The 19,748-nt window shown below is 59.3% G+C and carries 25 protein-coding genes; 10 read left to right on the forward strand and 15 right to left on the reverse strand.

Annotated features, from left to right (window positions below; genetic code table 11):
* Positions 1 to 11: 11 nt before the first annotated feature.
* Positions 12 to 962 carry a thioredoxin-disulfide reductase gene (gene trxB / locus AC3WK5_RS00515; RefSeq protein WP_103316444.1) on the reverse strand — a complete coding sequence of 317 codons (951 nt, stop codon included), beginning with the start codon at positions 960 to 962 and terminating at the stop codon, positions 12 to 14.
* 329 nt (positions 963 to 1,291) lie between these two features.
* Between trxB and ftsK the strand changes: the two genes are divergently transcribed.
* The 6 genes from ftsK (at position 1,292) to cysG (ending at position 8,978) form a co-directional block, all read left to right on the forward strand.
* On the forward strand, positions 1,292 to 3,697 hold the full coding sequence (gene ftsK, locus AC3WK5_RS00520; RefSeq protein ID WP_103316443.1) for a DNA translocase FtsK: 2,406 nt from the start codon (positions 1,292 to 1,294) through the stop codon (positions 3,695 to 3,697).
* 58 nt (positions 3,698 to 3,755) lie between these two features.
* On the forward strand, positions 3,756 to 4,379 hold the full coding sequence (gene lolA / locus AC3WK5_RS00525) for an outer membrane lipoprotein periplasmic chaperone LolA (protein WP_019689841.1): 624 nt from the start codon (positions 3,756 to 3,758) through the stop codon (positions 4,377 to 4,379).
* A gap of 210 nt (positions 4,380 to 4,589) precedes the next feature.
* The gene (locus AC3WK5_RS00530) at positions 4,590 to 5,915 is read left to right on the forward strand and encodes a replication-associated recombination protein A (protein WP_103316442.1); all 1,326 of its coding nucleotides are present in this window, start codon (positions 4,590 to 4,592) and stop codon (positions 5,913 to 5,915) included.
* A complete protein-coding gene (gene crcB / locus AC3WK5_RS00535; protein WP_054597839.1) occupies positions 5,912 to 6,286 on the forward strand; it encodes a fluoride efflux transporter CrcB in 375 nt (124 codons plus the stop codon). The genes AC3WK5_RS00530 and crcB overlap by 4 nt, the downstream gene beginning before the upstream one ends.
* A gap of 16 nt (positions 6,287 to 6,302) precedes the next feature.
* Positions 6,303 to 7,583: a serine--tRNA ligase gene (gene serS / locus AC3WK5_RS00540; protein WP_103316441.1), complete on the forward strand. Its 1,281-nt coding sequence runs from the start codon at positions 6,303 to 6,305 to the stop codon at positions 7,581 to 7,583.
* Positions 7,584 to 8,978, forward strand: coding sequence for a siroheme synthase CysG (gene cysG / locus AC3WK5_RS00545; RefSeq protein ID WP_103316440.1), 1,395 nt, complete (start codon positions 7,584 to 7,586; stop codon positions 8,976 to 8,978).
* Between the two features lie 173 nt (positions 8,979 to 9,151).
* Here cysG and AC3WK5_RS00550 read toward each other — a convergent pair whose 3' ends face one another.
* The 9 genes from AC3WK5_RS00550 to AC3WK5_RS00590 form a co-directional block, all read right to left on the reverse strand.
* The gene (locus tag AC3WK5_RS00550) at positions 9,152 to 10,153 is read right to left on the reverse strand and encodes a glutathione S-transferase family protein (RefSeq protein ID WP_103316439.1); all 1,002 of its coding nucleotides are present in this window, start codon (positions 10,151 to 10,153) and stop codon (positions 9,152 to 9,154) included.
* A gap of 88 nt (positions 10,154 to 10,241) precedes the next feature.
* Positions 10,242 to 11,243: a glycosyl transferase family protein gene (locus AC3WK5_RS00555; RefSeq protein WP_054597835.1), complete on the reverse strand. Its 1,002-nt coding sequence runs from the start codon at positions 11,241 to 11,243 to the stop codon at positions 10,242 to 10,244.
* Entirely contained in the window at positions 11,240 to 11,575 is a 336-nt protein-coding gene (locus AC3WK5_RS00560) for a TusE/DsrC/DsvC family sulfur relay protein (RefSeq protein WP_054597834.1), read from the reverse strand. The genes AC3WK5_RS00555 and AC3WK5_RS00560 overlap by 4 nt, the downstream gene beginning before the upstream one ends.
* On the reverse strand, positions 11,572 to 11,871 hold the full coding sequence (gene tusB / locus AC3WK5_RS00565) for a sulfurtransferase complex subunit TusB (RefSeq protein ID WP_103316438.1): 300 nt from the start codon (positions 11,869 to 11,871) through the stop codon (positions 11,572 to 11,574). Before tusB ends, AC3WK5_RS00560 begins: the two co-directional genes overlap by 4 nt.
* Positions 11,871 to 12,233: a sulfurtransferase complex subunit TusC gene (tusC, locus tag AC3WK5_RS00570; RefSeq protein WP_103316437.1), complete on the reverse strand. Its 363-nt coding sequence runs from the start codon at positions 12,231 to 12,233 to the stop codon at positions 11,871 to 11,873. Before tusC ends, tusB begins: the two co-directional genes overlap by 1 nt.
* 3 nt (positions 12,234 to 12,236) lie before the next feature.
* Positions 12,237 to 12,629, reverse strand: a complete 393-nt coding sequence (gene tusD, locus AC3WK5_RS00575; RefSeq protein WP_024264676.1) for a sulfurtransferase complex subunit TusD — start codon at positions 12,627 to 12,629, stop codon at positions 12,237 to 12,239.
* 65 nt (positions 12,630 to 12,694) lie between these two features.
* Positions 12,695 to 13,399 carry a YoaK family protein gene (locus tag AC3WK5_RS00580; RefSeq protein WP_054597831.1) on the reverse strand — a complete coding sequence of 235 codons (705 nt, stop codon included), beginning with the start codon at positions 13,397 to 13,399 and terminating at the stop codon, positions 12,695 to 12,697.
* A gap of 3 nt (positions 13,400 to 13,402) precedes the next feature.
* Positions 13,403 to 13,732 (reverse strand): DUF6388 family protein, encoded by a 330-nt coding sequence (locus tag AC3WK5_RS00585; RefSeq protein WP_103316436.1) that lies wholly within the window; start codon positions 13,730 to 13,732, stop codon positions 13,403 to 13,405.
* A 59-nt stretch (positions 13,733 to 13,791) separates the two neighbouring features.
* A complete protein-coding gene (locus AC3WK5_RS00590; RefSeq protein ID WP_019689854.1) occupies positions 13,792 to 14,040 on the reverse strand; it encodes a hypothetical protein in 249 nt (82 codons plus the stop codon).
* A gap of 188 nt (positions 14,041 to 14,228) precedes the next feature.
* Here AC3WK5_RS00590 and AC3WK5_RS00595 point away from each other — a divergent pair, with 188 nt between their 5' ends.
* Positions 14,229 to 14,567 carry a hypothetical protein gene (locus AC3WK5_RS00595; protein WP_054597829.1) on the forward strand — a complete coding sequence of 113 codons (339 nt, stop codon included), beginning with the start codon at positions 14,229 to 14,231 and terminating at the stop codon, positions 14,565 to 14,567.
* Positions 14,568 to 14,578: 11 nt separating this feature from the next.
* Here AC3WK5_RS00595 and AC3WK5_RS00600 read toward each other — a convergent pair whose 3' ends face one another.
* The gene (locus AC3WK5_RS00600) at positions 14,579 to 15,022 is read right to left on the reverse strand and encodes a GNAT family N-acetyltransferase (RefSeq protein ID WP_054597828.1); all 444 of its coding nucleotides are present in this window, start codon (positions 15,020 to 15,022) and stop codon (positions 14,579 to 14,581) included.
* Between the two features lie 310 nt (positions 15,023 to 15,332).
* On the opposite strand from AC3WK5_RS00600, the gene AC3WK5_RS00605 reads away from it, so the two are divergent.
* From AC3WK5_RS00605 to AC3WK5_RS00615, 3 genes are all read left to right on the forward strand, one after another.
* Positions 15,333 to 15,968, forward strand: coding sequence for a lytic polysaccharide monooxygenase auxiliary activity family 9 protein (locus tag AC3WK5_RS00605; RefSeq protein ID WP_103316435.1), 636 nt, complete (start codon positions 15,333 to 15,335; stop codon positions 15,966 to 15,968).
* Positions 15,969 to 16,122: 154 nt separating this feature from the next.
* Positions 16,123 to 16,716 carry an NUDIX domain-containing protein gene (locus AC3WK5_RS00610; protein ID WP_054597826.1) on the forward strand — a complete coding sequence of 198 codons (594 nt, stop codon included), beginning with the start codon at positions 16,123 to 16,125 and terminating at the stop codon, positions 16,714 to 16,716.
* Between the two features lie 221 nt (positions 16,717 to 16,937).
* Positions 16,938 to 17,129: a hypothetical protein gene (locus tag AC3WK5_RS00615; RefSeq protein ID WP_054597825.1), complete on the forward strand. Its 192-nt coding sequence runs from the start codon at positions 16,938 to 16,940 to the stop codon at positions 17,127 to 17,129.
* 80 nt (positions 17,130 to 17,209) lie between these two features.
* Here the strand turns inward: AC3WK5_RS00615 and AC3WK5_RS00620 are convergent, their stop codons facing one another.
* The 4 genes from AC3WK5_RS00620 to AC3WK5_RS00635 all read right to left on the reverse strand — a co-directional run bounded on the left by AC3WK5_RS00620 (position 17,210) and on the right by AC3WK5_RS00635 (position 19,735).
* A complete protein-coding gene (locus tag AC3WK5_RS00620) occupies positions 17,210 to 17,410 on the reverse strand; it encodes a hypothetical protein (protein ID WP_054598363.1) in 201 nt (66 codons plus the stop codon).
* A gap of 91 nt (positions 17,411 to 17,501) precedes the next feature.
* Complete coding sequence (locus AC3WK5_RS00625) at positions 17,502 to 18,215, reverse strand: SOS response-associated peptidase family protein (protein ID WP_103316434.1); 714 nt, start codon at positions 18,213 to 18,215, stop codon at positions 17,502 to 17,504.
* A gap of 28 nt (positions 18,216 to 18,243) precedes the next feature.
* Positions 18,244 to 18,897 carry a TetR/AcrR family transcriptional regulator gene (locus AC3WK5_RS00630; protein ID WP_256585185.1) on the reverse strand — a complete coding sequence of 218 codons (654 nt, stop codon included), beginning with the start codon at positions 18,895 to 18,897 and terminating at the stop codon, positions 18,244 to 18,246.
* The gene (locus AC3WK5_RS00635) at positions 18,884 to 19,735 is read right to left on the reverse strand and encodes a 3-hydroxybutyryl-CoA dehydrogenase (protein ID WP_103316432.1); all 852 of its coding nucleotides are present in this window, start codon (positions 19,733 to 19,735) and stop codon (positions 18,884 to 18,886) included. The genes AC3WK5_RS00630 and AC3WK5_RS00635 overlap by 14 nt, the downstream gene beginning before the upstream one ends.
* Positions 19,736 to 19,748: the final 13 nt, after the last annotated feature.

The raw sequence follows: 19,748 nt of genomic DNA on the forward strand, positions 1-19,748 counted from the left end.
TGAATGTCTTATCAGTTGTCGTCCAGGTACTTCTCTGCGTCCAGTGCCGCCATGCAGCCGGCGCCCGCGGAAGTCACCGCCTGACGGTAGACGTGGTCGGCCACATCGCCGGCGGCAAACACCCCTTCGATCTCGGTGGCGGTGGCATTGCCTTCGCTGCCGCCGCGAACTCGCAGGTAGCCGTTATGCATTTCCAGCTGACCCTGGAACAGGTCGGTATTGGGTTTATGGCCGATGGCGATGAATACGCCGGTCAGCTCCAGGTCTTTCATCGCGCCGGTCAGGCTGTCGCGCAGGCGTGCACCGGTTACGCCGCTGGCATCGCCCAATACCTCTTCAAGGTTCTGGTTCCAGTGCAGGCGAATGTTGCCATTTTTGGCACGCTCGAACAGTTTGTCCTGAAGAATCTTCTCTGAGCGCAGTTTGTCGCGACGATGAATCAGATGCACTTCCTTGGCGATGTTGGCCAGGTACAGCGCTTCTTCAACGGCCGTGTTGCCACCGCCAATCACTGCGACCACCTGATTGCGGTAGAAAAAACCATCGCAGGTGGCACAGGCGGAAACGCCTTTGCCGGCGAAGGTTTCTTCAGAAGGCAGCCCCAGGTATTGTGCCGAAGCACCGGTCGCGATAATCAATGCATCGCAGGTGTAGGTGCCACTGTCGCCAGTGAGGCGAAACGGCCGCTGCTGCAACTCTGCGGTGTGAATGTGGTCGTAGACGATCTCGGTGTCGAAACGCTCGGCATGTTTTTGCATGCGTTCCATCAGCGCCGGGCCGGTCAGGCCTTCAACATCGCCTGGCCAGTTGTCGACTTCAATGGTGGTGGTCAATTGACCGCCGGCTTGCAGGCCGGTGATAACGGTCGGCTTGAGGTTGGCACGAGCGGCATAAACGGCGGCGCTGTAACCGGCAGGGCCGGAACCCAGAATGATCAGGCGTGAATGCTTAGCTTCGCTCATAAAAACACCTCATAAGCCTTTGTCACAAAAGAGAATGCATGCTCAAATTGAAGCGCACGCAACGTACTTTTGGCTATGCTACACCTTAGCTGCTCTGGCGTGGCATCGTGCGGGCAAACCCGTACAATGCCGGTCTGTATCAGGATGTTCCGAAATCTTCGTTATAAAAGATCGCTGTCTTCGGCATCTCCGACGGTTTCAGATTTCGATGTCAGAGTGTTAAAAGTAGTCTCTGTTGCGCCCGTTAACTTTGTTACCTGCCCGGAGTGGGCAGTTTTTTGTAGTCAATCAACAGTTGGACGCGCTACAGGCGCAGGAAAAGACGCGTTTTGAAGAAATCCACCGCAGCACCTAAAACAGTAGTTCCACTCTGGCGTCAGCATCTGCACTACCGGCTCAAGGAAGGTGCACTGATCGCCATCGGTGCCTTGTGCCTGTTCCTGATGATGGCCTTGCTGACCTATGGCAAGGACGATCCGGGCTGGAGTCATAACAGCAAAATCGACGATGTACAGAACTTCGGCGGGCCGGCCGGCTCCTACAGCGCCGATATCCTGTTCATGGTGCTGGGTTACTTCGCCTATATCTTCCCGCTGTTGCTGGCGATCAAGACTTACCAGATCTTCCGCCAGCGCCACGAACCCTGGCAGTGGAGCGGCTGGCTGTTTTCCTGGCGGCTGATCGGCCTGGTGTTTCTGGTGCTGTCGGGCGCAGCCCTGGCGCATATCCATTTCCACGCCCCGACCGGTTTGCCGGCCGGCGCTGGCGGTGCATTGGGTGAAAGCCTGGGCGATCTGGCGAAGAACGCGCTGAATATCCAGGGCAGCACCCTGATGTTCATCGCGCTGTTTCTGTTCGGCCTGACCGTGTTCACCGACCTTTCATGGTTCAAGGTGATGGACGTCACCGGCAAGATCACTCTCGACCTGTTCGAACTGTTCCAGGGAGCTGCCAATCGCTGGTGGGCTGCGCGCACCGAACGCAAGCAACTGGTTGCACAATTGCGTGAAGTCGACGATCGGGTGCACGAAGTCGTGGCTCCGACCGTGACCGACAAGCGCGAGCAAGCCAAGGTCAAGGAACGCCTGATCGAGCGCGAGCAAGCCCTGAGCAAGCACATGTCCGAGCGCGAGAAGCAGGTTCCGCCGGTGATTGCTCCAGCACCGCCGAAAGCGCCGCCGCCAAGCAAACGCGTCGAAAAAGAGAAACAGGCGCCGCTGTTCGTTGACAGCGCGGTCGAAGGCACCTTGCCGCCGATCTCGATTCTCGACCCGGCAGAAAAGAAACAGCTCAACTATTCGCCTGAGTCGCTGGCTGCGGTTGGCCATTTGCTGGAAATCAAGCTCAAGGAATTCGGCGTCGAAGTCTCGGTGGATTCGATTCACCCAGGCCCGGTGATTACCCGTTACGAAATTCAACCGGCGGCCGGGGTAAAAGTCAGCCGTATCTCCAACCTGGCCAAAGACCTTGCGCGTTCGCTGGCAGTGACCAGTGTGCGGGTGGTGGAAGTGATTCCCGGCAAGACCACGGTCGGTATCGAGATTCCCAACGAAGACCGGCAGATCGTGCGTTTCTCTGAAGTGCTGTCGACGCCGGAATACGATGACGCCAAGTCTCCGGTCACCCTGGCCCTGGGTCACGACATCGGCGGTAAGCCGATCATCGTCGACCTGGCAAAAATGCCTCACCTGCTGGTGGCCGGTACTACCGGTTCCGGTAAGTCGGTGGGCGTGAACGCGATGATTCTGTCGATTCTGTTCAAGTCGGGCCCGGAAGACGCCAAACTGATCATGATCGACCCGAAAATGCTTGAACTGTCGATCTACGAAGGCATTCCGCACCTGCTGTGTCCGGTGGTCACCGACATGAAGGACGCCGCCAACGCATTGCGCTGGAGCGTGGCCGAGATGGAGCGCCGCTACAAGCTGATGGCGAAGATGGGCGTGCGTAACCTGTCGGGTTTCAACCAGAAGGTCAGGGAGGCGCAGGAAGCCGGTACGCCGCTGACGGATCCGTTGTACAACCGCGAAAGCATTCACGACGAAGCGCCGCTGCTGACCAAGCTGCCAACCATCGTGGTGGTGGTCGACGAATTCGCCGACATGATGATGATCGTCGGCAAGAAGGTTGAAGAGCTGATCGCCCGGATCGCCCAGAAAGCCCGTGCGGCCGGTATTCACTTGATCCTTGCGACCCAGCGTCCATCGGTGGATGTGATCACCGGTCTGATCAAGGCCAACATTCCGACCCGTATGGCGTTCCAGGTATCGAGCAAGATCGACTCGCGAACCATCATCGACCAGGGTGGTGCCGAGCAGTTGCTGGGTCACGGTGACATGCTCTACATGCCACCGGGCACCAGTCTGCCAATTCGGGTTCACGGCGCGTTCGTTTCTGACGATGAAGTTCACCGGGTGGTTGAAGCATGGAAACTGCGCGGTGCACCGGAGTACAACGACGACATCCTCAACGGTGTCGAAGAGGCGGGCAGTGGCTTTGAAGGCAGCAGCGGTGGCGGCGACGATGATGCGGAAACCGACGCGCTCTATGACGAAGCGGTGCAGTTCGTGCTGGAAAGCCGCCGCGCCTCGATCTCTGCGGTTCAGCGCAAGCTGAAGATCGGCTACAACCGCGCTGCGCGCATGATCGAAGCCATGGAAATGGCCGGGGTCGTGACCTCCATGAATACCAACGGCTCGCGCGAAGTGCTTGCACCAGGCCCTATGCGCGACTGACCGGTGCCGCGTGAAATCACGCGGCACGCCATTCAAACGAATATCAAAGAGGACTCCCATGCGTCTTATCCGCATGTTGCTGCTGCCGGTACTGGCTTTAACCACGCTTTCGGCCCACGCCGATGACAAGGACGTGGCGCGTCTGACTCAGTTGCTCGAAAAGTCGCAGACCCTGACCGCACGTTTCTCTCAGCTGACCCTCGACGGCAGCGGTACTCAGTTGCAGGAAACCGCTGGCGAAATGTCCTTGCAGCGTCCGGGCCTGTTCTACTGGCACACCGATGCACCGCAAGAACAGCTGATGGTGTCGGATGGCAAGAAGGTTTCCTTGTGGGACCCGGACCTGCAACAGGTCACCATCAAGAACCTTGATCAGCGCCTGACCCAGACTCCAGCATTGTTGCTGTCCGGTGATGTGTCGAAAATCAGCCAGAGCTTCGCCATTACGTCCAAGGAAGCCGGCGGCGTGATCGACTTCACGCTCAAGCCCAAGACCAAGGACACGCTGTTCGACAGCCTGCGCCTGTCGTTCCGCAACGGTATGGTCAATGACATGCAGATGATCGACAGCGTCGGTCAGCGCACCAATATCCTGTTCACCGGGGTCAAGGCCAACGAGCCGATTCCGGCCTCCAAGTTCAAGTTCGACATCCCCAAGGGTGCCGATGTGATTCAAGAATAAAGAGCAGCAGTAACCCAGTGCTGGGCAGTCAAGGGAAGGTGCAGCACACACACACACACAACCTGTGGCGAGGGAGCTTGCTCCCGCTGGGGCGCGAAGCGGCCCTGAAAATGGGACTGCTACGCAGTCCAGCGGGAGCAAGCTCCCTCGCCACAGGGTGTTCGCCAGACTTGAGAACCACGTAATAATTCGAGGTTTTAACCCTACGTGATGGACCTGTTTCGCAGTGCCCCGATAGCTCAGCCGTTGGCCGCCCGTTTACGTGCGGCCAACCTGGACGAGTATGTCGGTCAGGAACACCTGTTGGCCCGCGGCAAGCCGTTGCGCGAGGCGCTGGAGCAGGGTGCCTTGCACTCGATGATTTTCTGGGGGCCGCCGGGCGTGGGTAAAACCACCCTGGCACGGCTGCTCGCGGAAGTCTCGGATGCGCACTTCGAAACGGTCTCGGCGGTGCTGGCCGGGGTCAAGGAGATCCGCCAGGCGGTGGAAGTCGCCAAGCAGCAGGCCGGGCAATATGGCCGCCGAACCATTCTGTTCGTCGACGAAGTCCATCGCTTCAACAAGTCGCAACAAGATGCTTTTCTGCCGTACGTCGAAGACGGCACGCTGATTTTCATTGGCGCGACCACCGAAAACCCTTCGTTTGAACTGAACAACGCACTGCTGTCCCGTGCGCGCGTCTACGTGCTCAAAAGCCTCGACGAAAGCGCGCTGCACAAACTGGTGCAGCGGGCGTTGACCGAAGAGCGGGGCTTGGGCAAGCGTCAGTTGAGCCTCGGCGATGACGGCTTCAAGATGCTGCTCAGCGCCGCTGACGGTGACGGCCGGCGCCTGCTGAACTTGCTGGAGAACGCCTCCGACCTGGCCGAAGACGGCACGGAAATCGGCGTCGAGCTGCTGCAAAGCCTGCTTGGCGACACCCGGCGACGTTTCGACAAAGGCGGCGAAGCGTTTTACGACCAGATCTCTGCGCTGCACAAATCGGTGCGCGGCTCCAACCCGGACGGCGCGCTGTACTGGTTCGCGCGGATGCTCGACGGTGGCTGCGATCCGTTGTACCTGGCCCGGCGCGTGGTGCGCATGGCCAGCGAAGACATCGGCAATGCTGACCCGCGTGCCTTGAGCCTGTGCCTGGCGGCGTGGGATGTGCAGGAGCGACTGGGCAGCCCCGAAGGCGAGTTGGCGGTCGCGCAGGCGATTACCTATCTGGCCTGTGCGCCGAAAAGCAACGCGGTTTATATGGGCTTCAAAGCCGCCATGCGCAGCGCTGCCGAGCACGGCTCGCTGGAAGTCCCGCTGCATTTGCGCAATGCCCCGACCAAGTTGATGAAACAACTCGGTTACGGCGACGAATACCGTTATGCCCACGACGAACCGGACGCTTACGCGGCCGGCGAAGATTATTTCCCGGAGGAGCTGGAGCCGCAGTCGTTCTATCGTCCGGTACCCCGTGGCCTCGAATTGAAGATCGGCGAGAAGCTCAATCACCTTGCGCAGCTGGACCGTCTGAGCCCCAAACAGCGGAGAAAACCTTGATTCCCTTGATCGTTGCGGTCTCCGTCGGCGGTATTGCCGGCACATTACTGCGTTTTGCGACCGGCAACTGGATCAACGCAAATTGGCCGCGGCACTTCTATACCGCGACGCTGGCCGTTAATATCATTGGCTGCCTGTTGATCGGCTTTTTGTATGGTCTGTTTATGCTGCGCCCGGAAGTGCCGATTGAGGTGCGTGCCGGGTTGATGGTGGGCTTCCTTGGCGGCCTGACGACTTTTTCATCCTTTTCACTGGATACGGTGCGCTTGCTCGAAAGCGGGCAAGTGCCGCTGGCCCTGGGCTATGCGGCGATCAGCGTATTCGGCGGGCTGCTCGCGACCTGGGCTGGCCTGTCCCTGACCAAACTTTGATAAACGAGAGACCGACATGCTCGATTCCAAACTGTTACGTAGCAACCTTCAGGACGTAGCGGACCGCCTGGCATCCCGCGGCTTCAGCCTGGATGTTGCGCGCATCGAAGCGCTGGAAGAACAGCGCAAGACCGTCCAGACCCGCACCGAAGCACTGCAGGCTGAACGTAACGCGCGCTCCAAATCCATCGGTCAGGCCAAGCAGCGCGGCGAAGACATCGCGCCGTTGATGGCCGACGTCGAGCGCATGGCGAACGAGCTTGGTATCGGCAAAGTCGAGCTGGACGAGATCCAGACCGAACTGGACTCGATCCTGCTGAATATTCCGAACCTGCCGCACGAGTCGGTGCCGATTGGTGACGACGAAGACGGCAACGTCGAAGTGCGCCGTTGGGGCACGCCGACCACCTTCGACTTCGAGGTCAAGGATCACGTCGCGCTGGGCGAGAAGTTCGGCTGGCTGGACTTTGAAACCGCGGCCAAGCTGTCCGGTGCCCGTTTCTCCCTGCTGCGTGGGCCGATTGCCCGCCTGCACCGCGCACTGGCACAGTTCATGATCAACCTGCACACCACCGAGCATGGCTACGAAGAGGCCTACACGCCTTATCTGGTTCAGGCGCCGGCCTTGCAGGGCACCGGTCAACTGCCGAAGTTCGAGGAAGACTTGTTCAAGATCAGCCGCGAAGGCGAAGCCGATCTGTACCTGATCCCGACTGCTGAAGTGTCGCTGACCAACATCGTGGCTGGCGAAATCATCGACGCCAAACAGCTGCCGATCAAATTCGTCGCTCACACCCCGTGCTTCCGTAGCGAAGCCGGTGCGTCGGGCCGTGACACCCGCGGCATGATTCGTCAGCACCAGTTCGACAAGGTCGAAATGGTCCAGATCGTTGAGCCATCGACTTCGATGGAAGCGCTGGAAAGCCTGACCGCCAACGCCGAGAAAGTCCTGCAATTGCTCGAACTGCCATACCGTACCCTGGCGCTGTGCACCGGCGACATGGGCTTCAGCGCGGTCAAGACCTACGACCTGGAAGTGTGGGTCCCGAGCCAGGGCAAATACCGTGAAATTTCGTCGTGCTCCAACTGCGGCGATTTCCAGGCCCGGCGCATGCAAGCACGTTTCCGTAACCCGGAAACCGGCAAGCCCGAGCTGGTCCACACCCTGAACGGTTCCGGCCTGGCGGTCGGTCGTACCCTGGTGGCGGTGCTGGAGAACTATCAGCAGGCCGACGGTTCGATCCGCGTGCCAGCCGTGCTCAAGCCGTACATGGGCGGCCTTGAGGTCATCGGCTAAATGGAATTTCTGCCGCTGTTTCACAACCTGCGCGGCAGTCGTGTGTTGGTCGTCGGTGGGGGGGAGATTGCCTTGCGCAAATCCCGTCTGCTGGCCGACGCCGGCGCGCTGCTGCGGGTCGTTGCACCTGAGATCGAAGCCCAGCTGCGTGAGCTGGTGCAGAACAGTGGCGGCGAGTTGGTGTTGCGCGGCTATCGTGAGTCGGACCTCGACGGCTGCGGGCTGATCATTGCCGCTACCGACGACGAACCACTGAATGCGCAAGTTTCCAAAGATGCTCATCGGCGCTGCGTGCCGGTCAACGTGGTGGACGCGCCAGCCCTGTGCAGCGTGATCTTCCCGGCGATCGTCGACCGCTCGCCGTTGGTGATTGCGGTTTCCAGCGGCGGCGATGCGCCGGTGCTGGCGCGGTTGATCCGCGCCAAACTGGAAACCTGGATTCCCTCGACCTACGGCCAGCTGGCCGGGTTGGCAGCGCGGTTTCGCCATCAGGTCAAAGGTCTGTTCCCGGATGTGCAGCAGCGTCGGGCATTCTGGGAAGAGGTGTTCCAGGGGCCGATCGCGGATCGTCAACTGGCCGGGCAGGGCGCTGAAGCCGAGCGTTTGTTGCTGGCGAAAATTAACGGCCAATCCCCCAACGCTCCAGGTGAGGTGTATCTGGTCGGCGCAGGGCCGGGTGATCCGGATCTACTGACATTCCGCGCCTTGCGGCTGATGCAGCAAGCCGATGTGGTGCTGTATGACCGTCTGGTGGCACCGGCGATTCTTGAGCTGTGCCGTCGTGATGCCGAGCGGATCTATGTCGGCAAGCGACGTGCGGATCACGCGGTGCCTCAGGATCAGATCAACCAGCAATTGGTCGACCTGGCCAAGCAGGGTAAGCGTGTCGTGCGGTTGAAGGGCGGTGATCCGTTCATCTTTGGCCGTGGTGGCGAAGAAATCGAAGAACTGGCGGCTCACGGCATTCCGTTCCAGGTCGTACCGGGTATTACCGCCGCCAGCGGTTGCGCAGCCTACGCCGGGATTCCGCTGACTCACCGCGATTACGCGCAGTCGGTGCGTTTTATCACCGGTCACCTGAAGGACGGCACCTCGGATCTGCCGTGGAGCGATCTGGTCGCGCCAGCGCAAACCCTGGTGTTTTACATGGGGCTGGTGGGGCTGCCGATCATCTGCGAAGAATTGATCAGGCATGGTCGTTCGGCGGACACGCCGGCGGCGTTGATCCAGCAGGGCACGACGCCTAATCAGCGGGTTTTCACCGGCACGCTGGCCAACCTTCCACAGTTGGTGGCGGAGCATGAAGTGCATGCGCCGACCTTGGTGATCGTGGGAGAAGTGGTGCAACTTCGCGAGAAACTCGCGTGGTTTGAAGGCGCCCAGTCGCAACTCTGAACACTGTGGCGAGGGGGCTTGCCCCCGCTGGGGCGCGTAGCGGCCCTAAAACCAATGACCGCGGTCTTACTGATAGACCGCACTCTCCGGTTTTGCGGCTGCTTCGCAACCGAGCGGGGGCAAGCCCCCTCGCCACAATTGATCGTTGTCACGGCCGGGTTTCAGTTCAGCACCTAGGCCTTGCGCCAAACCCCTTTCCCGCTCAACCGCTCCCGATCATGGGCGACGGTGAAATCCTGCGCCGGTCCCTTCGGCACAATGCCGGTCGGATTGATCGTGCGATGGCTCGCGTAGTAATGCCCCTTGATGTGGGTAAAGTCCACGGTGTCGCTGATCCCCGGCCACTGATACAACTCGCGTAGCCAGTTCGACAGGTTCGGGTAATCGGCGATCCGTCGCAGGTTGCACTTGAAGTGGCTGTAATACACCGCGTCGAAGCGAATCAGCGTGGTGAACAGGCGAATGTCTGCCTCGGTCAGGTATTCGCCGGCCAGGTAGCGCTTCTCGCCCAAGCGGTTTTCCAGCCAGTCGAGTTCACTGAACAGCTCATCAAAGGCTTCTTCATAGGCCGTTTGCGAGGTGGCAAACCCGGCGCGATACACGCCGTTGTTCACCGCCGGATAAATCCGCGCATTCAGCTCATCGATTTCAGCGCGTAAAGGTTGCGGGTAGAAGTCCAGGTCGTTGCCGGTCAGACCGTCGAATGCACTGTTGAACATGCGGATGATTTCCGCTGATTCGTTGCTGACGATGCGTTTTTGCAGGTTATCCCACAACACCGGCACTGTTACGCGACCGGTGTAGTTGGCGGTATCGGCGGTGTAGCGCTGGTGCATGAACGTGAGGTGGTCGAGCTTGTCGCCAGTGGAGCCGAAGGCTTTGTCGAAGGTCCAGCCGTTTTCCAGCATCAACCAGCTGACCACCGACACATCGACCAGGCTTTCCAGGCCTTTGAGCTTGCGCAGAATCAGCGTGCGATGCGCCCAGGGACAAGCGAGCGACACGTAGAGGTGATAGCGACCCGCTTGTGCAGGAAAACCGCCTTCGCCGCTGGGGCCGGGTTTGCCGTCGGCGGTCAGCCAGTTACGGCGCTGCGCTTGTTCGCGCTGGAACGCGCCGTCCTTGCTGCTTTCGTACCACTGATCACGCCATTGCCCTTCGATCAGCAAACCCATCTTGAACTCCAAAGTCGTTAAACGTTGGAGTTGAGTCTATTCCGATCCCTTCGAACAAAAAGCGCAAAGGTTGGGCGTTAATGATCAATTAAATAGATTTGTCGCGAGCATCCCAGAACTGCTGAGCCTTGACGAAGGCTTCATCACGCGGCGTACCGAGACCGCGCAAGGCCAGGGCCATGGTCGAAATCAGCGCCATTTGCGGGTAGCTGTCGACCACGTCGCCGCGCCATACGGCTTTCAAGTGTTCCGGGTCCAGGCTCGCCGGTTTGACGTGGCGTTGCGCCGACAGCTGCGGCCATTCCTCGTCCCAGCTCTGACCGCCAGTGGTGCCGTACAAGTGACTATCGGCATCCGGGTTGATCTCGATCTCACCGCCATCGCCCTTGATCACGATCGCGTTATCGCCCAGCAAGCCGCTGGCGTCGCGGTGCACGCCCTGATAGCCGGGGTGGAAGATGCTTTGCAAGCCACAGCGAGCGCCCAACGGGTTGAGAATTCGCGCCAGCGAGTGGATTGGCGAACGCAGGCCGAGGGTGTTGCGCAGGTCAATCATCCGTTGCAGTTGCGGCGCCCAGTCACCCAGCGGGATAAACGCCAGGTTGCCTTGCTCCAGCGCCTCACCCACTTGTTGCCAGTTACGGCACAGCGGGATCTGCAATGGCTCGAGCAGTTGCTCGCTGTACAGACGCCCGGCGGTATGTGCGCCACCGCCATGCATCAGGATCCGCACGCCGTTTTGCGCCAGGCACTTGGCCGCCAGCAGGTACCACGGCAGGTGGCGTTTCTTGCCGGCGTAGGTCGGCCAGTCCAGATCGACACCCAGCGCTGGCGCGTTCAACCGCTCGCGCAAGGCTTCGGTGAAACCTGCCAGCTCTTCCGGGCTTTCTTCCTTGTGCCGCAACAACATCAGGAAGGCACCGAGTTGAGTGTCCTCGACCTTGTCGTCGAGCAGCATGCCCATGGCCTCGCGGGCCTCTTCGCGAGTCAGGCTGCGGGCGCCGCGTTTGCCTTTGCCGAGAATCCGCACGAACTGCGCGAAAGGGTGTTCGGCAGGTGTTTCAGTGATCAGTGGGGCGAAATCGGTCATAGACAATTCGTCGGTTTGGGCAGGCCCGCCAGCTTGGCGGCAAGTTTGGCGGGAGTGCCTTTGAACAATCGGTTCAGGTGCAGGCTGTTGCCCTTGTCCGGGCCCAGCTTCAACGCGGTGTATTTGATCAGTGGGCGAGTGGCCGGCGACAGCTGGAACTCCTGGTAGAAGCCGCGCAGCAGCTCAAGGATTTCCCAGTGTTCGGGGCTCAGCTCAAGTTCTTCGGCGGCAGCCAGCGCTGTGGCGACTTCGGCGGACCAGTCACCCAGATCAACCAGGTAACCGTCCTTGTCCAGATCGATGCGACGAGCGCCTACGGTAAGCGAATTCATAACCAGCTGTTGACCTTGTCGTAGTGAATCGACAGTTCGACGAAGGCCGGATAGTCGACGCTTTTGACCCAGTCGGGCACATGCAGGCCGCGAGCCTGAACATCTTCGTCGAGGACAAACAGGCGCCAGGTTTCGCTGTGTGCTTGCAGTGCGCTGAGTGGCGCGGTGCCGGGCTGCAAGGCGTAGACCGCATCGCCACTGAGCAGCAGGGCATCGCTCGCACCCAGCACGCGCAGGCAACTGGTCAGCCGGTTATCGGTAAACGGCGAGTGAGACAACACATGCAAAGTCGACATCAGAGGGTGATCACTTGGTCATAACGGTCAATAACGGCCGAGATCTGTTCAGCGGCCAGTACGTGCAACGGTTCGAGGCTCAGGGCAGTCGGTTCCAGACCCCGTGCGGTTGCACTCTCGCCACACACGTACAGGTCTTCTATACCAAACAACCCAAGCGCCTGCAGATTGGCGCTGAGGTCTTTTTGTTGCACGGCTTTGGCGTCCTGCCCGGTGGCGAGCTGGAACACGCCGTCATCGAGAAACAGCAGGCCGATCGGCAAATCGAAGGCGCCACCAGCGAGTACGATATCCAGCGCTTCACGGGCGCTTGGGCCAGACCAGGGTGCCTGCCGGCTGATAATCAGCAACGATTTAGGCATGTTTCATGGCCCTCCAAAACAGATCAGGCGATCGGCGTCTTGCACCGCATCGTGCAACTGCCCGAGCCCGGACAATTCCCACGGTGCGCTGACATTGATTGCCGTGCGCTGATAACGCCTGGCTTCTGCTTCATCCAGCACACCGCGACGCAAGGCTGCAGCAATACACACTACGCCGTCGAGTTGGTGCTCGCTGACGAAGTTGCGCCATTGCAGCGCCAGGTCCTGCTCGTCCTGTGGCGTAACGACGTTGCTCGACGCGTTGTAAACGCCGTCCTGGTAGAAAAACAGCCGCACGATCTCATGCCCACCGGCCAGCGCTGCCTGAGCAAACAGCAGGGCGCGGCGCGAGGAGGGCGCATGTGCGGCGGAAAACAGCGCAATGGCGAACTTCATGATGAACTCTGACAACAAATCTGCGGCCATGATAAAGCTTTATCGCCGGTGCGGCGAAGGGCGATTCAGCGCGGCATATAGCCCATCTGCCAGCGCCGTGGAATCTTCAGTGAAACAGCACCGAGCACGCCGGCCAGCAGACCGCTGGCATACAGGGCTTGCAGGCCGAGATGGTGTTCGAGCGCTGCGCCCAGGACGGCGCCGGCAAACATGCCGGTCCACGGAATCAGTTGCACCCGCCAGCCATTGCGGCGTTCGCCGAGCAACCAGCGTCCCAGACCGCGCCCAAAGCGTGACAGGGCACCGGTGACATAGGTCAACCCGACCGGAAAGCCGTTGACCTGTTCGACGGCGGCGTTGAGCATCCCCATGGCGATGATCGCTGCCAGCAACGCCGGTAATTTAGCCTCGAATGGCCATGCAGCGGCGCCGCACAACAGCGCAGCGACGCACAGCATCAAGGGCAGGGCGCGTCGGCCGCTGAATCGGCTGACTACAATGCCCAAGGCGTTGCCGACGACAAACATGGCGACGAGCACCAGCAACCGCAAGGTCATGCCCAGATCTGCGCCGCTGATCGCTACCGCCAGGCGAGTGGTGTTGCCGCTCATAAAGGAGACGAAGTCGCCAGTGGCCATAAAGCCGATAGCGTCGGTCATGCCAGCCAGCACTGACAGGCTCGCTACCAGCAACATACCGATCCGGCCGCGCCATTTCTGCACGTGCAACAGGCCCGGTGTGTGGGCGCGATTAGGTGAAGACGGCAGCATTCGTCAACTCTCGATACCATGCAATTTGCGATATTCCTTCCAGTCCATGCCGGCCATTTGCGCCACTTCCTTGTGCACCTCCAGCCGTTGGGCTTCGTAGTCCTCAACAGTGGCCACGGTCAATTGCAACGTCAGTTCCCAGGCAAACAGGCCCAGACGCTCGGCCTCCGCCTCGTAGGCTTCATGCAGTCGTTCGTTGCGATACTGCGTCATGGTTTCGCCTTTGGCCTGGGCGGCCAGAGGGTTCAGGTGATCGAGCTCTTCGCGTAACGCCGGTCGTGCATTGAGAAATCGTTGCAGCGCCAGTTCGTGCTGCGAGTCGATGGGGGCCATGGACCGTCCTTGTCAAAGGTAAAGTATGCGCGTCTTGAGGGCGTTTGCCTTGACGCGGGTCAGGAGGTCTTTTTCTTGTTGGCTTTGGCCTCGGCGGCCAGGCACTCAAGTGCAAACTGCTCGGTGTAGGTCATCTGGATCGGCGTGGTTTCACCTTTGACGGTTCTTTCGCCATCGAGGATGTAGCGAATGCGCTTGTCGGTCACGCCAATGCGTTTGGCGATCCACGACGGAGTCTGACCGATCTGGCTGATCAGCTTGTCGGCGTAGTCGGTGGAAGGTTTGTAAAACTCGGCATTGGGGGTCATGGGCTTTCCGGAGGAAGTTGCTCGGCGCGACGCGCCAATTATGGCGCGACAGGGTGCGCGAATCGGCGCGGGCTGTCGCTATCTATATAAAGTAAAGCAGAGCGGCGCCATGAGGAAGAACCTTGCCTGGCGCTTCGGAGTAGCCGCTTGCGGTGATACAGTCAGCGTTTTGCGAATAAGGAAACACAATGCGTATTTTGATGGTGGCGCTGGCTGGCGTGTTGCTGGCAGGTTGCGCGGGATCGACGATGAAAGAAGCGCGCTCCCAGAGCCCCTACAAGACGCTCGCCTCGAGCAAGCCTGATCTGGTCGTCGCCCAGTGCGTGCAGTTTGCCTGGCAGGACGAGGCGGTGTTCGGTGTCGACGCCAGCGGTTACCTGCAACCCGGCGAAACCGGCGGTTTTACGGTTTACACCCGTTCGGCCGAGGCCTTCATCGACGTGCAAAGCGGCGCATTGAAGTACTACGCCACTCAGGACAACTGGGTTGCCAAGCGCCGATTGGCAGCACTGGCAACCTGTCTGTGAGTCAGTGACCGTCAGGTGTTTGGCTCGGCGGCCGTCAGGCGTTTCTGAAAAAAGAAGCGCTTGCTGCCCGGTGGGTAATCGGCAATCTGCCCAATCTCGGTAAACCCCAGCTTCTTGTAAAACTCCGGTGCCTGGAATTCGAAGGTGTCGAGGTAGATCCCAATGCAGTTCTTCTCCCGTGCCAGCTCTTCGGCCATGTGCATCAGCCGTGAGCCGGTGCCCTGTCCGCGTGCCTGTTCGGGCACTGACAACAAGTCGATGAACATCCACTGATAAAACAGTTTTGCGTAGAGCCCGCCGAGGATTTCGTCGCTCTGCTCATCTCGAACCAGCAGGGCGATTTCCTGGTAGTGACCTTCGCCGGCATGGGCGATGTTGTAGGCGCGCAGGGGGTTGATAATCGCCTGGCGTTCTTCGGGTAGCGGGTTTTGCGATATCTCGATGCGCAGTTTCATTCGTGACGTCCTTGTAACGGTTTTTGGGCAACCGATACCGAGACTACCGCGTGTTGTTAACGAAGTGAATACCAGTGACGCGCAGCCTTCCTGATGGGAATCGTTCCGATTGCGGGATTGTGTTGTAGTACTTTTGCCAGTCTCTACGTACGAATTCATACATTTAACTGTATGGATAGCCAGTATTTATTGGGTTCGGCTCAAAAGCGCGATTGGAACGCGAAAAAAGCGGCCATGGACTTCATCTGTCATTCGGTTAGGTTGAAAGCGTTCCTCAGGAACGAACGTTCTTAATCAACGGAGTGAAAAAATGAACAAGCCACAAACCCAAGCGCAACTCAAACATGGTCGTGTCACTACCCCTGCCAGCCGCGGCTCTGTCGCTATGGAAGTCGGGCTCCTGGAAGGGTGGCAGGTCAACGAAATGGAAGGCGGCAAGAACTTCCCGTCACTGACCGCCGGGGCTTTCCCCGCACCGTATCAGACGGACAGCGACAGCGTCGCCCCACCGGCTGATGGTTTTATCCTCAGCGGTGGCAAGGCTGATGCTCGTGACTGCATCAACTTCACCAACGAGGAAATGAGCAAAAAGCTCAATCGCCCATTTACCTGGCCACTGCTGAACGTGAACCCGGGCCAGGCCTTTCATGTCACCTGGCAGTACACCGCGCCTCATACCACCCGCGGCTACAGCTGGTTCATCACCAAGGATGGCTGGGACCCGAAACAGCGCATCAGCCGTGCGCAACTCGAGGCCAAACCGTTTGCGGAGGACTTCTACACCCAGGTGCCTTATTACGCGCACAGCAGCGAACTCAAAGCCAAAGTCGAACATGAAGTGAAGTTGCCAGCAGGCAAAAAAGGCCATCACGTCATTGTGCTGCTGTGGATTGTCGCCAACACCGGCAACGCCTTCTATCAAGCCTTCGATGTGGACTTCAAGTAAGGCTTCGCTCGTAGAGTGATACCCAACAGGTTCCAAAGGATTGGAACCGAAAGCCCGGCGGCGATGCCGGGCTTTTTTTGTATCTGCCGTCGCTGCGGCCACCACATCGATGGAATACCATGGCGCCCTCTGACAACAAAAAGGATGGATTGTCATGTCGAACACGGCTGAGCGCGTCAACATCATCGAGTCCCAGGTGCTGTCCCACGACTGGTACCTGCTCAAGAAAATCACCTTCGATTACCTGCGCAACAATGGCGTTTGGCAGCGACAAACCCGTGAGGTCTACGACCGTGGCAATGGTGCCGCCATTCTGCTGTTCAATCGCGCGCAAAAAACCATCGTACTGACCCGCCAGTTCAGGTTGCCGGTCTTCGTCAACGGTCATGACGGCTTGCTGGTTGAAGTGGCTGCGGGGTTGCTGGAAGGCGCCTCACCGCAAGAACGCATTCGCGCTGAAGCGGAGGAGGAAACCGGCTATCGCGTTCATGACGTACAGAAGGTCTTTGAGGCTTACATGAGCCCCGGGTCGGTGACCGAGAAACTGCATTTTTTTGTGGCTGAATATGATGCTGCTTCACGCGTCGGATCGGGTGGTGGGCTGGAGGTTGAAACGGAGGACCTTGAGGTGCTGGAGCTGAAGTTCGATGAGGCACTCGAGGCGTTTTACAGTGGGCAGATCGTCGACGCGAAAACCATCATGCTGCTGCAGTACGCGGCGATGAAGGATATTTTTGCGGCGGTTTAGGCTTGGATTTTCGCCGGGCAAAAAAAAGCCCGCGGGAGAAGGCGGGCTGAAAGTTTCTTGAATGAGCGGCGAGGAATATATCCGCCAAGCGTCGAAATCACTGTGAAAGATGTTTCATATGTACGCCTCGGATCATTCGACCGTTCAACCTATTGAGCCCACAGAACGCTAAACCGGGTGTAAGTTAGGTTCGGACTGTCTGTACTCGAATGGAGGTGACTATGAGTGCTCCGATGCTTAGCAAAATGCAGATGAACGGTTATCAAGTGGTCAGCGTCAACAGCGGTCTCTGGAAGGTCTGTACCCGTAGCGACCGGCTCGGGTCCTTTGGCAGTCGAGAAGAAGCGCTGGCCTACGCCGCGTCATTACCCGCCCGTTCATCCAGAACGAAAGCCGTTCCCAATACACAGTGAGGCGATCATCCGGATGAGTGTGTCGGTCTGCCTTCCAGCCGCGCAAACGAAAAAGAGCCCGCTTATAGCGGGCTCATTCGTCAGGCGTTATCAGTCGACTCAGGTTTGCGTCGATCCTTGCCGGCAGGATTACCGGTGTTCAGAAGTCTTCTCTCCACCATCACATTTTCAAGTGCCTGGCGGTCTGAAGGTTGCAGCTGATGTTCCCTCTCTTTGAGCTCAAGCAGGATCGGGCTGGACCAAGTGCGATAGGTCCGCTCGGCCATTCGAATCGGGTTCATTTTCGTCTCCCAGACCAAGTGCTCGCTAACAGCGCGACACGTTTCCATACCGCGAAAATCCTAGTCGAGAAACCGCGGTGTCGCCACCCGATCAGCCATTGCTTTTGTGATCGCCAGTGATGATCTTACCGATCGGCGTGATGAGATCCGGTCTCTGGTTTTTCACGTTGCCGATCGCCATATCCACCTTGAACCACTCGAAGGTTTCGGCGGGCTCGCCCTGGTGCAGCACCATCTGCTCGGCGCTCTCCTTGGGCATCGCCAGGTTGAGCCACTCGCGGGCCAACTCCGGTGACAGCACCACCGGTCGCCGATCATGTAGATCGACCAGGCCACCGCCACTGTCGGCGGTGAAAATCACAAAACCATCGTCCTTCTTCGGTTCCCGACCACCTGCAGGGTACTGACCAATGGCTGCGCAGAGTATGGGAGCGCGATCCCGGCGCCGGATAAGGTAAGGCTGTTTATTCGGGCCGCCTTCATAAACCCATTCGAACCAGTTATCGATGGGCACGATGGCTCGGTGCGGCCAGATCGCCCGGAAGAATGAGCCGTGTGCGACTTTCTCGACTCGGGTATTGATCGGCACAGAGTTGTCTTTCGACCAGGACGGTCGCCATCCCCAGCGTACCCGGTCAGCGTGCAGGGTTTCGCCTTCGAGGTGGAAGAGCGCGACCTGGGTTGACGGAGCGACGTTGTACAGACCCAGAGGCTGGTCGCCCACAGTATTGACCAGGGCATTGGGCATGCTCAGCGCCGCGACGAAGTCGTGGATGCCTCGGTACTGCGAAAGTCTTCCACACATTGGAAAATCCTCCGGTGGAGCTTTCAGCTTAGCCGAGTCGCGCCCAGGGCGGAGGCGCCGCGAGCGGATCTATTGTCTGAAGGACTGGCAGATCGCAGGAGGTATGGGCCAGCAAACCTGCAATGGCCCCGGTCAGCAGGTTCTCCAGCAGTTCGTTGCGTTCCCGATCCTCCAGCGGGTGCAGCGCCAGCCAGCTGGGTGCGCTGTTGAGCATGCTGGCAATGGTGTGTCCGGCGGCCAGTAATCCTTGTTCACTGAATCGGCGCGAGGGACAGAGGATCATCAGCAATTGCCGTTCGTAATGCTCCTGCAACTGCCGAACATGCACTTGCTGATCCTCGTTCAGGCAACCGCAGTCGCGCTCTACCAGGCGAAAATGCCAGGGCATTTCCCGATGCAGGCTCAGGTGTGCATGGATGACGTCGTGCAGGCTGCTACGCAGGTCTCGCGGCTGTCGCTCGAGACGTCCGAGTGTTGCCAGTAGCTCCTCGTAGAACTCTTCGATCAAGTCGAGCAGCAAGTGCTGCTTGCTCGGGTAATGGTGATACAGCGAGCCTGGGGCAAGCCCCAGGAACGCTGCCAGCTCGCGCATGCCGACCTGGCCAAAACCCTTGCTGGCGAACAGCTCCAGGGCCTTGTCCCGGCTCTCGGCAAAGCGTGAGCAACGCTCAGCCATAGGTATGGAAACCACGGCCGCTCTTGCGCCCCAGATAACCGGCCGCGACCATTTCCTTGAGCAGCGGCGCGGGGCGGTACTTGCTGTCGTTGAAGCCGTCGTAGAAGGCCTGCATGATCGCCAGCAAGGTATCCAGGCCAATCAGGTCGGCCAGCGCCAACGGGCCTATCGGCTGATTGCAACCCAGACGCATGCCTGCATCGATGTCTTCGGCGCTGGCCAGGCCTTCCTGAAACACCAGGATCGCTTCGTTGATCATCGGCACCAGAATCCGGTTCACCACAAAGCCCGGACGGTTACCGGCGGTGATCGCGGTCTTGCCCAGGCGTTGCGCCAGTTCCAGGGCCAGGGTGTGCGTGGCGTCGCTGGTTTGCAGGCCGCGGATCACTTCGATCAACCCCATCACCGGCACCGGGTTGAAGAAGTGCAGGCCGATGAAACGCGCCGGCGAACTGACGCTGGCGGCGAGCTCGGTGATCGACAACGATGAGGTGTTGGAAGCAATCACGCAGTCGGCGCTGACCTGAGCGGCGATCTGTTGCAACACCCGCAGTTTCAGTTCGAGGTTTTCGGTCGCGGCCTCGATCACTAACTGCACATTGTGCAGGGTGCTGTAGTCGGTGCTGGTGCTGATCTTGTCCAATGCCGCGAGCTTTTGCTCCTCGGTCAGCGATGCCTTGGCGACCTGCCGGTCGAGGTTCTTGCCCACGGTCGCCAGCGCTTTTTGCAGGGCGCTTTCGGAGATGTCCAGCAAGGTCACGTTGAAACCGGCCAATGCGCAGATTTGCGCAATGCCGTTGCCCATGGTGCCGGCGCCGATGACGCCAATGTTCTGCAGATTCATCGTCATGTCCTTT

The sequence above is a fragment of the Pseudomonas sp. FW306-02-D09B genome, from assembly GCF_058782685.1.